11 protein-coding genes and 1 pseudogene are annotated in these 13242 nt (G+C 71.7%); 7 read left to right on the forward strand and 5 right to left on the reverse strand.

Going from position 1 to position 13242, the window contains the following annotated elements:
- Both J5X86_RS44545 and J5X86_RS52240 read left to right on the forward strand, forming a co-directional pair.
- Positions 1 to 143: pseudogene (locus J5X86_RS44545) on the forward strand (IS5/IS1182 family transposase); the annotation flags it as partial.
- Positions 144 to 166: 23 nt separating this feature from the next.
- Positions 167 to 289 carry a hypothetical protein gene (locus J5X86_RS52240; protein ID WP_279595771.1) on the forward strand — a complete coding sequence of 41 codons (123 nt, stop codon included), beginning with the start codon at positions 167 to 169 and terminating at the stop codon, positions 287 to 289.
- Between the two features lie 141 nt (positions 290 to 430).
- Here the strand turns inward: J5X86_RS52240 and adh are convergent, their stop codons facing one another.
- From adh to J5X86_RS44560, 4 genes are all read right to left on the reverse strand, one after another.
- Positions 431 to 1954 carry an aldehyde dehydrogenase gene (adh, locus tag J5X86_RS44550; RefSeq protein ID WP_093466315.1) on the reverse strand — a complete coding sequence of 508 codons (1524 nt, stop codon included), beginning with the start codon at positions 1952 to 1954 and terminating at the stop codon, positions 431 to 433.
- Positions 1955 to 2061: 107 nt separating this feature from the next.
- A complete protein-coding gene (locus J5X86_RS44555) occupies positions 2062 to 3513 on the reverse strand; it encodes a GAF domain-containing protein (protein ID WP_208522328.1) in 1452 nt (483 codons plus the stop codon).
- Between the two features lie 127 nt (positions 3514 to 3640).
- Positions 3641 to 3775 carry a hypothetical protein gene (locus tag J5X86_RS52245; protein ID WP_279595772.1) on the reverse strand — a complete coding sequence of 45 codons (135 nt, stop codon included), beginning with the start codon at positions 3773 to 3775 and terminating at the stop codon, positions 3641 to 3643.
- Positions 3776 to 4142: 367 nt separating this feature from the next.
- Positions 4143 to 5420: a glycoside hydrolase family 18 protein gene (locus J5X86_RS44560; protein ID WP_208522329.1), complete on the reverse strand. Its 1278-nt coding sequence runs from the start codon at positions 5418 to 5420 to the stop codon at positions 4143 to 4145.
- A 385-nt stretch (positions 5421 to 5805) separates the two neighbouring features.
- Here J5X86_RS44560 and J5X86_RS44565 point away from each other — a divergent pair, with 385 nt between their 5' ends.
- Positions 5806 to 6978, forward strand: a complete 1173-nt coding sequence (locus J5X86_RS44565; RefSeq protein WP_208522330.1) for an acyl-CoA dehydrogenase family protein — start codon at positions 5806 to 5808, stop codon at positions 6976 to 6978.
- Positions 6979 to 7048: 70 nt separating this feature from the next.
- Here J5X86_RS44565 and J5X86_RS44570 read toward each other — a convergent pair whose 3' ends face one another.
- Positions 7049 to 7414 carry a hypothetical protein gene (locus tag J5X86_RS44570; protein WP_208522331.1) on the reverse strand — a complete coding sequence of 122 codons (366 nt, stop codon included), beginning with the start codon at positions 7412 to 7414 and terminating at the stop codon, positions 7049 to 7051.
- Positions 7415 to 7631: 217 nt separating this feature from the next.
- On the opposite strand from J5X86_RS44570, the gene J5X86_RS44575 reads away from it, so the two are divergent.
- The 4 genes from J5X86_RS44575 to J5X86_RS44590 all read left to right on the forward strand — a co-directional run bounded on the left by J5X86_RS44575 (position 7632) and on the right by J5X86_RS44590 (position 13212).
- A complete protein-coding gene (locus J5X86_RS44575; RefSeq protein ID WP_020866923.1) occupies positions 7632 to 8072 on the forward strand; it encodes an Lrp/AsnC family transcriptional regulator in 441 nt (146 codons plus the stop codon).
- Between the two features lie 67 nt (positions 8073 to 8139).
- Complete coding sequence (locus J5X86_RS44580) at positions 8140 to 9783, forward strand: amidohydrolase (RefSeq protein ID WP_208522332.1); 1644 nt, start codon at positions 8140 to 8142, stop codon at positions 9781 to 9783.
- A gap of 577 nt (positions 9784 to 10360) precedes the next feature.
- Positions 10361 to 12136 (forward strand): apolipoprotein N-acyltransferase, encoded by a 1776-nt coding sequence (gene lnt / locus J5X86_RS44585; RefSeq protein WP_208522333.1) that lies wholly within the window; start codon positions 10361 to 10363, stop codon positions 12134 to 12136.
- A gap of 353 nt (positions 12137 to 12489) precedes the next feature.
- On the forward strand, positions 12490 to 13212 hold the full coding sequence (locus tag J5X86_RS44590; RefSeq protein ID WP_208522365.1) for a polyprenol monophosphomannose synthase: 723 nt from the start codon (positions 12490 to 12492) through the stop codon (positions 13210 to 13212).
- The last annotated feature ends 30 nt before the right edge of the window (positions 13213 to 13242 follow it).

Below are 13242 nucleotides of genomic sequence, written 5' to 3' on the forward strand. Positions count from 1 at the left end.
CTCACGCCAAAACCCGCTGCGTCGGAGAACAGGCGATGGCCGCCCTCAAGGGATGGCGCCTGCTGCGGAAACTGCGCTGCAGCACGACCCGCATCACCGACATCGTGAAGGCCGTCCTCGTCCTTCACCACGCCGGAACCTGAGGATGGAAAAGGCTCAATGCCACTTGCCGAAGACTGGATGGGGGATGCTCAACCTCGACGGCCTTCGAGAGCAGGCGAACCGCCTCATCGAGCAGTCCATGAGCGAGTGGCAGCGCGTCAGCCAAGGTGACGCACCCGAGGGCTGAACCGGGGCTTGGTCCGTGACTGGTCCGGAAGCACTGGTCAGGAGGGGTACAGCAGTGGGAGGAACTGGGAGTTAGCGCGCAAGCCGGGCTCGGTTGAGAGCGGGTTGAGCGAAAGGCGGTCAGGCGCCTTTTTTCGGGCGTCTAGAAGAAGCCGAGCTTCTTCGGGGAGTACGACACCAGTAGATTCTTCGTCTGCTGATAGTGGTCCAGCATCATCTTGTGGGTCTCGCGGCCGATCCCGGACTGCTTGTAGCCGCCGAAGGCGGCGTGCGCCGGATAGGCGTGGTAGCAGTTGGTCCATACCCGGCCCGCCTGGATGGCGCGCCCGGCGCGGTACGCGGTCGTGCCGTCCCGGGTCCACACCCCCGCGCCCAGCCCGTAGAGCGTGTCGTTGGCGATGCCGATCGCGTCCTCGAAGTCGGTGAACCGCGCCACCGCGACCACCGGTCCGAAGATCTCCTCCTGGAAGACCCGCATATGGTTGCCGCCCTCGAAGATCGTGGGCTGGACGTAGTAGCCGCCCTCCAGCTCACCGCCGAGCTCGGCGCGGCTGCCGCCGGTGAGGACGCGGGCGCCCTCCTGCCGGCCGATGTCCAGATACGACAGGATCTTCTCGAGCTGGTCGTTGGACGCCTGGGCGCCGATCATGGTGTCGGTGTCCAGCGGATGCCCCTGCGCCACCTTCTCCGTACGGGCCACGGCCGCGTCCATGAACGCCTGGTAGTGGCCGCCTTGGACCAGGGCCCGTGAGGGACAGGTGCACACCTCGCCCTGGTTCAGGGCGAACATGGTGAACCCTTCCAGCGCCTTGTCCAGGAAGTCGTCGTCGGCGGCCGAGACATCGTCGAAGAAGACGTTCGGGCTCTTGCCGCCGAGTTCCAGGGTGACCGGGATCAGGTTCTCGCTCGCGTACTGCATGATCAGCCGGCCGGTGGTGGTCTCCCCGGTGAAGGCGACCTTGGCCACCCGGGAGTTGGACGCCAGCGGCTTTCCGGCCTCCACGCCGAAGCCGTTGACGATGTTGACCACACCCGGGGGCAGCAGATCGGCCACCAGGCTCATCCACAGGTGGATCGAGGCCGGCGTCTGCTCGGCGGGCTTCAGCACCACCGCGTTGCCCGCGGCCAGCGCCGGGGCCAGCTTCCAAGTGGCCATCAGGATCGGGAAGTTCCACGGGATGATCTGGGCGACCACGCCCAGCGGCTCATGGAAGTGGTACGCGACCGTGTCGTGGTCGAGCTCGGAGAGGCTGCCCTCCTGGGCCCGGATCACCCCCGCGAAATAGCGGAAGTGGTCGATGGCCAGCGGGATATCGGCGGCCAGCGTCTCCCGTACCGGCTTGCCGTTCTCCCAGCTCTCCGCGACCGCGAGCGCCTCCAGATTCTGCTCCATCCGGTCGGCGATCTTCAGCAGCACCGAGGCGCGCTCGGCGGGTGCGGTACGGCCCCAGGCGGGCGCGGCCGCGTGGGCGGCGTCCAGGGCCCGCTCGACGTCCTCGGCGGTGCCCCGGGCGATCTCGGTGAACGGCTGCCCGTTCACGGGGGTCGGGTTCTCGAAATAGCGGCCCCGGGCCGGCGGTACGTACTCGCCGCCGATCCAGTGGTCATAGCGCGGCTGATAGCTGACGACCGAGCCCTCGGAGCCGGGGTTTGCGAAACGCGTCATGGGGCGGCCTCCCGTGGTGTACGCGTGATGGGGTCCCGTTGTCGGACGCGTCGTTCGTGCGCGTCCCGGCCCCGCCCGCGCCGACACGGGCGGAGCCGACGGGGAGGCTAGCCGCGGCCACGTTGCGGGGACGTTGCGTCCTGGTGGCCGCCTCCTTGCCGTTCAGCGCCGTCTCCGCGTCGGGGGCCACCTCCGTGGTGGGCACCGTCTCCATGGTGGGCGTCGTCTCCGTGCTGGGCAACGCCCTGCTGGGCAACGCCCCCTTGGTGGGCGCCGTCTCCGTGCGGGGCAACGCCCGCCAGTCCGTACAGCTCCCGCAGCCGCCGGACCCGCGCTGCCGGAACCGCCCGCCCCGGCGCATGCGCCGGAAGCGCGGTCAGCAGCGCCTCCGCGACCTCCAGATCGTCCTCGCCCCACGGCGTCTGCGCCCAGCGCCGCAGCAGTTCCGGATCACCGTGGGACAGCACGGTGCGCCGCAGCCCGTCCTCCAGCACCCGCCGCATCCGGCACACCCCCGGCGCCTCCGACAGCGGCAGCAGCGGCCCCGGATACGCCCGCAGCGCCGTATACGCGTCGCCGGAGGCCAACGCCTCGGCGGCGTCGGCCAGATCGGTGCTCACGGGCGCGCAGAGCCGGTACGGGCGTGAGCCCAGCAGCGGGCCCACCAGGCGGCGCAGCCGCGACAGCTCGGCCCGCAGCGTCACCGGGGAGCGGTCGTCGGCCCGGGGCCCGTACAGCTCCAGCGTCAGCCGGTCGCCGGACAGCCCCTCCGGATGGCCGGCCAGCAGCACCATGATCTCGCTGTGCCGCCGCCCGAGCCGCAGCCGCCGCCCGTCGACGACCAGCAGCGCCTCGTCCCGGCCCAGCGCCGTCAGACTGATCCGCGGCCCGCGCGCCCGCGGCTCCCCGGCGCCCAGCTGGGCCTCGGCGGCGCGGGCGGTCGCCTGGACCAGGGCCAGGCTGTGCGGGGCGGCCAGATGGTCCCCGCCGGTGATGTCCACCGCGCCCAGCAGCCGTCCGGTGTGCGGATCGTGGATGGGGGCGGCGGCGCAGGTCCATGGCTGCACAGTGCGGTTGAAGTGCTCGGTGGCGAAGATCTGCACCGCATGGTCGACGGTGAGCGCCGTCCCGGGCGCGTTGGTGCCCGCATGGCTCTCGTCCCAGCGCGCCCCGGCCACGAAGTTCATCCGCTCGGCCTGGTTCCGTACGCCCGCGTGCCCCTCCACCCACAGCATCCGGCCCTGTTCGTCGCAGACCGCGAGCAGATGGGCGCCGTCGTGGGCGATGGTGCCCAGCAGTTCCCGGAACAGCGGCATCACCCGGGCCAGCGGATGGTCCGCGCGATAGGTGTCCAGCGCGTCGTCCGCCAGGTCGATCGGCGCGTTGCGCTCCTGGGCGACCCGCGCGTCGGCCGAGCGCCGCCAGGACTCCGCCACCACCGGCCGCACGGCCGGGCTGAGTGCCCCCTCGGTCAGAAACGCCTCATGGGCGCGGCGCACGGCACGGGTGCGCTCGGCGGGGTCGGTGCCGGACGCCATCGCCAGCCAGGGATTGACCATGGTGCCTCGCTCAGCGGTACGGGGGGCGGAATGTTCAGAGGTCCAGGGTCCCAGGGTTTCGGGAATTCGGGGCTTCGGGGATACGAGGAGACGGTACTAAGGGGCGGACGGGGTGGGGAGTCTGCCGTCAGCTTCGGGCGGGCAGAGCGGGGGCGGGCACGACCCCGGGCGGGGACGCATAGCCGCAGGAGTGGCAGATCTTCCACCCGTCCTGGTTCACGGCGAGTTGGCCACCACAGCTCGGGCACTGCTCGGAGCTCATGATCGTTCCTTTGGTTCATGCGCACGAGGCGGTGCGGGCCACCCGTGCGCTCAGATTTCCTTGTGGGGCGGATGCCCCGCAACAGTCAGAACAAGCCGCGTTCAGGTACGGGCACCGGATGGAGCGTGTTCACACCGGGAGTGCGGCGTTGCCAGGGATCTCCCCCTACGCTTCCCGCGCCCCCTCGCACGCCGCTTGAACGCTTGAGGATCGGTCGGCCGCTGGTCGAGCCCGCCGCGCCGGTCGGGCCCGCCGCGCACGTAGGACCGCCGCGCACGTAGGCCCGCCGCACACGACAACGCGGGCGGGGAGCCGGTGAGGGCTCCCCGCCCGCGTCATCAGGGGGCGTACGGGGTTCGTACGAGGGTCAGTTGATGGACTTGATCAGCTCACCGTTGGTGGTGTCGCCGCTGAGCTCCCAGAAGAAGGTGCCGCCCAGGCCCTGCTGCTGCTTGAAGTTCATCTTGCCGGCGATGGTGGCGGGAGTGTCATAGCTCCACCACTGGTTTCCGCAGTGCGCGTAGGCCGTCCCCGCGACCGTGCCGGTCGCCGGGCAGGAGTTCTTGAGCACCTTGTAGTCCTCGATGCCCGCCTCGTACGTGCCGGGCGCGGCGCCGGTCGCCGTGCCGCCGGGGGTGTCCTGGGTGACGCCGCTCCAGCCGCGTCCGTAGAAGCCGATGCCCAGCAGCAGCTTCGAGGCCGGGATGCCGGCGCCCTTGAGCTTGGTGATGGCGGCGTCGGTGTCGAAGCCCTGCTGCGGAATGCCGTTGTAGGAGTTGAGCGGCGAATGCGGGGCGGTGGGGCCCTGTGCGGCCCATGCGCCGAAGAAGTCGTACGTCATCGGGTTGTACCAGTCGACGTACTGCGCGGCGCCCGCGTAGTCGGCGGCCTCGATCTTGCCGCCGGAGGAGGCGTCGGCCGTGATCGCCGCGGTCACCAGATTGGACGAACCGAACTTGGCGCGCATCGCGGCCATCAGGTTCTTGAAGGCGTCCTTGCCGCTGGTGTCACAGGTCAGCCCGCAGGCGTTGGGGTACTCCCAGTCGATGTCGATGCCGTCGAAGACATCCGCCCAGCGCGGGTCCTCGACCAGGTCGTAGCAGGACTGCGCGAAGGCCGCGGGGTTCTTGGCGGCCTCGGTGAACCCGGAGGACCAGGTCCAGCCGCCGAAGGACCACAGCACCTTGAGGCCGGGGTGGAGCTTCTTCAGCTTGCGCAGCTGGTTGAAGTTGCCGCGCAGGGCGCCCGCGTCCCAGGTGTCGGCCTGGCCGTCGACGCTGCTCGCCGCGTCGTACGCCTTGTCGTAGTCGGCGTAGGCGTCGCCGATGGCGCACTTGCCGCCGGTGACATTGCCGAAGGCGTAGTTGATGTGGGTGAGCTTGGCGGCCGAGCCCGAGGTCTCGACGTTCTTGACGTGGTAATTGCGCTGGTAGATGCCCCATTCGGTGAAGTAGCCGACGACCTTGTCACCGGCGGCCTTCGCGGCGGGGGCCTCGGCGGCCTTGGGTGCGGCCTTGGGCGTGGCCTTGGTTATGCCGGCGCTTTGGGGTTCACCGGCCGCGGCCGAGCCCGCGAGCAGAGTGGCGGTCAGGACCGCCGTACAGAGCGCCGCGAGCGCGGCCGACAGTCTGCCTGGTCTGAGCATGGAATCTCCTCGGTGGGGGGTGAGGGGAGAGTGAACTGCCCGACGACCTGCCCATAGCTTGACATGAACGCGCAGGGCAGGGTGGGGAAAAGGTAGAAGGACTAGACCAGTGGGGTCAATGGTCTGGGCCAATTTGCTCCGCACGTGCGCCGTTGGTGGGAATGCGCGTAAGAAGGTGGTGGGCGTTCGTGTGCGAAGTTGATCGAAGATCGGGCAACTGGTGGCGGAAGGCCCGGGATCGGGCATACTCCAACCGCCGCGGTACAGGTCACCACCCCTCGCGATCCGAGCGGGCGGGCCGGCCGGCGGCAGTAACACCGGCGGCGCCGCCACACCCCGGCGCACGTCGCCGCAGCGCCTGAACAGGGGAGAGGAGAGCGCCGCCATGACCGACCACGGCCCGCAGCCGGTGGAACGCGAGCTGCCCACCGAGGAGGCCCGCGACCTGATTTCGCTCGTCCGCGAGCTGATCGAACGGGAGATCAAGCCCCGGGCCGCCGAGGAGGAGGCCGCCGGGCGCTTCCCCCGTGAGCTGTTCACCCTGTTGTCCGAGTCCGGGCTGCTGGGGCTGGTCCAGCCCGAGGAGTTCGGCGGCGGCGACCAGCCGTACGAGGTCTATCTGCAGGTCCTGGAGGAGCTCGCGGCGGCCCGGCTGACCGTCGGCCTCGGCGTCAGCGTCCACACCCTGGCCTGCCACGCCCTCGCCCGCTTTGGCGGCAAGGAGCAGCTGGCCGAGCACCTTCCCGCGATGCTGGGCGGCGGTCTGCTCGGCGCGTACTGCCTCTCCGAGCCCTCCTCCGGCTCCGACGCGGCCGGGCTCACCACCCGGGCCACCCGTGACGGGGACACCTGGACGCTCGAGGGCACCAAGGCGTGGATCACCCACGGCGGAATCGCCGACTTCTACACCGTGCTCGCCCGCACCGGCCCCGAGCGCACCCGGGGCATCAGCGCCTTCCTCGTCCCCGCGGGCACCCCCGGGCTCTCGGCGGCCGCACCCGAGCACAAGATGGGCATGGCCGGTTCGCCGACCGCCCAGATCCATCTCGACGGGGTGCGCGTTCCCGACGCCCGCCGCATCGGCGAGGAGGGCCAGGGGTTCGCGATCGCCCTGTCCGCGCTCGACGCGGGCCGTCTGGGCATCGCGGCCTGCGCCGTCGGCGTCGCCCAGGCGGCGCTGGACGAGGCGCTCGCGTACACCGCGCAGCGGCGGCAGTTCGGCCGGCCGATAGCCGACTTCCAGGGGCTGCGCTTCATGCTCGCCGACATGGCCACCCAGATCGAGGCCGGACGCGCCCTGTACCTGGCGGCGGCACGGCTGCGGGACGCGGGGCGGCCGTTCTCCAAGCAGGCGGCGATGGCCAAGCTGTTCTGCACGGACGCCGCGATGCGGATCACCACCGACGCCGTCCAACTGCTCGGCGGATACGGCTACACGATGGACTTCCCGGTCGAGCGTTATATGCGCGAGGCGAAGGTCCTGCAGATCGTGGAGGGCACCAACCAGATCCAGCGGGTGGTCATCGCCCGCGCTCTCGCGGGACCTGAGACCGGCTGAGCCAGGGGTCCTGGGACCGGCTGAGCCGGGTGTTTCGGTGGGGGGCGCGGTATGCGCCCCCGCCGTTCGCCTACCGCCGCGTCACCGGGGAGCGGACCGGCTGCGAGCCGGGGCCGCCGAGGTGCGAGAACGGCTGCGTCCGCCAGTCCAGGCCCGCCGGAAGCGTCAGCAGCAGCGCGGCGTCCCGCTCCCGCGCCTCCAGCGACGCGTCGGCGGGGGCGGCGTCGGCCGCCCGGCGGCCGGTGCCGGCGCAGACCGTGAGCCCGAACGGGTCCCACGGGGAGGAGCAGAGCGCGTGCTCGGGAAGAACGTCCTCGTCGGCGAGGAGCGCGATGGGGCGCGCGCAGTCCGGGCAGATCACCCGGAACATCTCATAGGTGTCGTTGTGCTCGTCGGTATCGATGTCGCCTGTGTCGAGGCGCTCGAGATGAGGCATGTGTTTCCCCCTCGGGTGGGCTGGCCGGGCGCGTCGGCCTCGACCACAGCAAGCATTTCCCTCGCGGCCGCATAGGTAATCGCGGCAACTCATAGGACACCCATGAGGAGATGTGGCGTTCGTCACATGCCCGGTGCAGGTGCGGCGTACGGGCATCTCTGCCCGGTGTGCCCACCCGTTGTGCCGGAGCCCTCCCGACCACATAAGGTGATCGGCTGTGGAGGAGTTGGACAGACAGATCGTGGAGCTGCTCGTCAAGGACGGCCGGATGAGCTACACGGACCTGGGCAAGGCCACCGGCCTGTCCACATCGGCCGTGCACCAGCGGGTTCGCCGCCTCGAACAACGGGGCGTGATCCGCGGCTATGCCGCCGTCGTGGACCCCGAGGCCGTCGGGCTGCCCCTCACCGCGTTCATCTCGGTCAAACCCTTCGACCCCAGCGCGCCCGACGACATCTCCGAGCGGCTCGCCGAGGTGCCCGAGATCGAGGCGTGCCACAGCGTCGCGGGCGATGAGAACTACATCCTCAAGGTGCGCGTCGCCACCCCGCTGGAGCTGGAGCACCTGCTCAGCCGGATCCGCTCGCTGGCCGGGGTCTCCACCCGCACCACCGTGGTCCTCTCCACGCCCTACGAGGCGCGCCCGCCGCGCGTCTGACCGCCCGGCCCCTGTTACCCGGCCCCTTCCTAGCCCCCTCATCTGATACCCCCCGAGGCAGCCCGCCGTGAACGACCCGACCCCCGCCCAGGCCCCCGAGGGCCGTACCGTCCTGCTGCGTGGAGGTGAGGTCCACAGCCCCGCCGATCCGTTCGCGACCGCGATGGTCGTCGAGCGCGGCACCATCGCCTGGGTCGGCTCCGAAGGGGCCGCGGACAGCTTCGCGGACGGCGTGGACGAGATCATCCCGCTGGACGGGGCACTGGTCACCCCGGCGTTCACCGATGCGCATGTGCACACCACCGCGACCGGGCTCGCCCTCACCGGACTCGATCTCACCGGCGCCCGTACGCTCGCCGACGCGCTGGAGCGGGTGCGCGCCTTCGCCGCCGCCCACCCCGCCGACCGGGTGCTGCTCGGCCATGGCTGGGACGCCGCCCGCTGGCCCGAGGGACGGCCGCCGTCGCGGGCCGAACTCGACGAGGCGACCGGCGGCCGCCCGCTCTATCTCACCCGCATCGATGTGCACTCCGCCGTCGTCACCACTGCCCTCCTCGACCGCGTCTCCGGCGTGTCGGACCTGGCCGGCCACCGCGCCGACGCCCCCCTGACCGGCGCCGCCCACCACGCCGTCCGGGCCGCCGCCCACGCGGCCGTCACCGAGCGGCAGCGCACCGACGCCCAGCGGGCCGCCCTCGCCCGCGCCGCCTCGCTCGGCATCGGCTCCCTCCACGAATGCGCCGGGCCCGACATCTCCTCCGAGGACGACCTCACCGGGCTGCTGAAGCTCGCCGCCGGGGAGCCGGGACCGCGGGTGTACGGCTACTGGGCCGAGGCCGCGAGCAGCGCCGCCGACCTGGACAAGCTGCGCGAACTCGGCGCCATCGGCGCGGCGGGCGACCTCTTCGCCGACGGGGCGCTCGGCTCGCACACGGCGTGTCTCCACCAGCCGTACGCCGACACGCCGCACACCGGCACCGCCTATCTGGACGCGGCGGCCATCGCCGCCCATGTCATCGCCTGCACCGAGGCCGGGATCCAGGCCGGATTCCACGCCATCGGCGACGCCGCCGTCACGGCCGTCGTCGAGGGCGTACGGGCCGCCGCGGAGAAGGCCGGGCTCGCCCGCGTCCGCGCCGCCCGCCACCGCGTCGAACACGCCGAGATGCTCACCCCCGGGACCATCGCGGCCTTCGCCGACCTCGGCCTCACCGCCTCCGTCCAGCCCGCCTTCGACGCCCTGTGGGGCGGCGAGGAGGGCATGTACGCCCAGCGGCTCGGCCCCGGGCGGGCCCGCACCCTCAACCCGTACGCGGCGCTGCTGCGTGCCGGTGTGCCCCTGGCGCTCGGCTCCGACAGCCCGGTCACCCCGCTCGACCCCTGGGGCACCGTGCGGGCCGCGGCCTTCCACCGCACCCCGGAGCACCGGATCTCCGTCCGCGCCGCCTTCACCGCCCACACCCGCGGCGGCTGGCGGGCCATCGGGCGGGACGACGCGGGCGTCCTGGTGCCCGGCGCGCCCGCCGACTACGCGATCTGGCGTACCGGTGAACTCATCGTGCAGGTGCCCGACACGCGGGTCGCCGGATGGTCGACCGACCCCCGCTCCGGCACCCCCGGCCTGCCCGACCTCACCCCCGGCGGTCAACTGCCCGTCTGCGTGCGCACGGTGGTGGGCGGACGCACCGTCCACCTCCGGCCGGACGAGTGACGAGCGGGCGCCCCGTACCGCCGAACGATGAGCCCCCGGCCTGTCGTGGCATCTGAACATCGTCCGTACTGACCTGGTCATTTGAGGAAACGGCGCAGGTCATCCGGCTGTTGACAGGGTGCGGTCGGTGGCCGGTAGGTTCGGGCTCGTCCACCACTGGACGCCCGACCGGGGAATCTTCACGCAGTCGTCGAACGCCGCTGGGCCAGAGGGAGACGCGCCGCCGTGGTGCGCCGCCACTGGGAGCCAGGTCCAGCGCACGGGGGCGAGGGAGGGATCGCCGGGTCGGCAGGTGCGACCCGGGAGGGGCCCGGACGCTCAGTAGACAACGGCTCTCGGTCGATCCGCAGCCAGCGGGTCCCAGGTCGGCCCGAAGGGCGTCGGGCCCCCACTCCGCACGCGCACACCGGCGGACCGCCCCCCCACGCGGGGGCGGGGCCGCCGCCGGGCGAGGAACCCCCGCCATGGCCGAAGCGTTTCCATAGCCCGAGGTCACAATCCGCACCTCGGGACAACTTCTGGGCGCCCGCGTTATACGGTCACTTCACCACAGCACGACCTGTAGGAAGGCCGCACCGTGCCATCGGGTTCCGACACCACCGCCGAAACCGCCCCCACCGGGCCGGACGCAGACCGTCCGGGTCCGCGGTCCGGTCCTGCCGTCACGCCGCCCACCGGCGGCGCCGTCGAAGGCGGTGACACCGCCGAGGGCGGCGAGACCGGGACCGCGGCGCCCGCGACCGCGTCCGAGCCGTCCGGCGGAGAGCGGCGGCCCGGCCGGCTGCGCCGTCTGGGCCTGCTCGCCCGCCGCGAGGCGCGGCGCAGCGCACTCGCGGCGGCCGGCGGGCTCGCGCTCGGCCTCGCCTTCCCGCCGTTCGGGGTGTGGCCGCTGTCCTTGGTGGCCGTCGCCGCCCTGGCCCTGCTCACCCACGGCCGGACCGCCCGCCAGGGCGCCTGGACGGGCTTCGCCTTCGGGGTGCCGTTCTTCCTGCTGCTGCTGAAGTGGCTCAGCGTCGTGGGCTGGGACGCGGTGATCGGCCTGTCCGTCATTCAGGCGGCCTTCCTCGCGCTGATGGGGGCGGGCCTGGCCCTGGTCTCCCGGCTGCCGGTACCGGCCCTGTGGCCGCTGTGGACGGCCTGTCTGTGGGTCGCCGAGGAGTGGGCCCGTGACCGGGTGCCCTTCGGCGGCTTCCCCTGGGGCCGGCTGGCCTTCGCCAATACCGGCTCGCCCTACACCCCGCTCGCCGCGCTGGGCGGCGCCCCGCTGGTCACCTTCGGCGTCGCGCTGACGGGCGGGGCGCTCGCCTCCGCCGCGCTCGTCCTGTGGCGGCTGCGCCGCGCCGGGGGCCTCTCGCCGCGCGGCGCCCTGCCCGCCGCCGGGGCCGTGGCCGTCGCCGCCGCCGTGACGGTGGCCGGATTCGCGGTGCCCATCCCCACCGCCGCCGACGACTCGGTCGACATCGCCGTCGTCCAGGGCAATGTGCAGCAGGCCGGGATGGACTTCCTGGGCCGCCCGATGAAGATCCTCAATAACCATGTGAACGCGACCCTGGACCTGGCCAAGGACGTCAAGGCGGGCCGGATCGCCAAGCCCGATCTCGTCATCTGGCCGGAAAACGCCTCCGACCTCGATCCCTTCCAGTACCGGGAGGCATACGCCCGGATGGACGAGGCCGTGAAGGCGATCGGCGTTCCGGTGCTGGTCGGCGCCCTGGTCGACCATCCGACCAAACAGGGCTATGTGGAGAACCAGGGCATCGTCTGGGACCCGAAGAGCGGCCCCGGAGCCTCGTACACCAAGCAGCATCCGGTGCCCTTCGGTGAATACGTCCCCTTCCGCCAGCAGCTCAGCAAGATCATCACCCGGCTCCAGCGGGTGCCCCGCGACTTCTACCCCGGCGACCACACCGGCGTGCTCAAGGTCGGCCCCGCCCGGCTCGGCGATGTGATCTGCTTCGAGGTCGCCTACGACGAGATCGTCCGCGACACGGTCAACGCGGGCGCCCGGGCGATCGTCGTCCAGACCAACAACGCCACCTACGGGCGCAGCGGCCAGCCCGAGCAGCAGCTGGTCATGTCCAAGCTGCGGGCGATCGAACACGGTCGGCCGGTGATCACCGCGGCCACGAGCGGGATCAGCGCCGTGGTCTCCCCGGATGGCACGATCGAGCAGCGGACGAAAGAATTCACGCAAGATGTGCTCACCGCGCGCATCCCGCTGCGTGACGGCAAGACCCTGGCCGACCGCGTCGGTGCGATCCCCGAGTGGGTGCTCGCTATGGTGGGCGTTCTGTCCTGCGCGGCCGCGATCACGATCGGCCGTCGGGGACGTACGGACGAGAAGGGGCAGTAGCCGTGAGCGACGCACGCGAGGCCGAGGAGCCGCGCCGGAGCAACGACCGTGATGATTCGTCTCACGGGCGGAGAAGCGAACAATCCGACGCCGTGAGCGACGCACGCGAGGCCGATGAGCCGAGTGCGAAGGCCGGTGAGCCGAGTGCGAAGGCTGGTGAGTCGAGCGCGAAGGCCGAGGAGCCGGGTACCGGAGCCGACGAGCCCAGCACGAAGGCCGACGCGCCGCTTGCCGGAGCCGACGAGCCGCGTACCGGAGCCGACGAGCCGCTCACCGACGGCGCGGATGCGGAGCCGGGCCGCGAGCGTCAGGACGACGGTGGCCGGCGGAAGTACGGTCCGCTCGGTACGACCTTGGTGATCATCCCGACCTATAACGAGGCGGAGAACATCAAGTCGATCGTCGAGCGGGTCCGGGAGTCGGTTCCGGACGCGCACATCCTCGTCGCGGACGACAACAGCCCGGACGGTACCGGCAAGGTCGCCGATGAGCTGGCCGCCGAGGACGACCGCGTCAAGGTGTTGCACCGCAAGGGCAAGGAGGGCCTCGGCGCCGCCTATCTGGCCGGGTTCCGCTGGGGCATCGAGCACGGCTACGGCGTGCTGGTGGAGATGGACGCCGACGGCTCCCACCAGCCCGAGGAACTGCCCCGGCTGCTCACCGCGCTCAAGGGCGCGGATCTGGTGATCGGTTCCCGCTGGGTGCCCGGCGGCCGCATCGTCAACTGGCCCAAGTCCCGCGAGTTCATCTCCCGGGGCGGCAGCACGTACTCCCGCCTCCTCCTCGATGTGCCGATCCGCGATATGACGGCCGGCTATCGCGCGTTCCGTAAGGAGACGCTCGAGGGCATCGGCATGGACGAGGTCGCCTCCCAGGGCTACTGCTTCCAGATCGACCTGGCTTGGCGGGCCATCAAGGCGGGCTTCCATGTCATCGAGGTTCCGGTCACCTTCATCGAACGCGAGCGCGGCGAGAGCAAGATGAGCCGCGACATCGTCACGGAGGCGGCCTGGCGGGTCATGTCCTGGGGCGTGGGCTCGCGGGTCAACAAGATGCTGGGCCGCAAGGAGCCCTGAGCCCGGCTTCGGGCCCCGGGCCCGGGCTTC

The sequence above is a fragment of the Streptomyces sp. NEAU-YJ-81 genome (assembly GCF_017592595.1).
GTDB classification, from domain to species: Bacteria; Actinomycetota; Actinomycetes; order Streptomycetales; family Streptomycetaceae; genus Streptomyces; species Streptomyces hygroscopicus_B.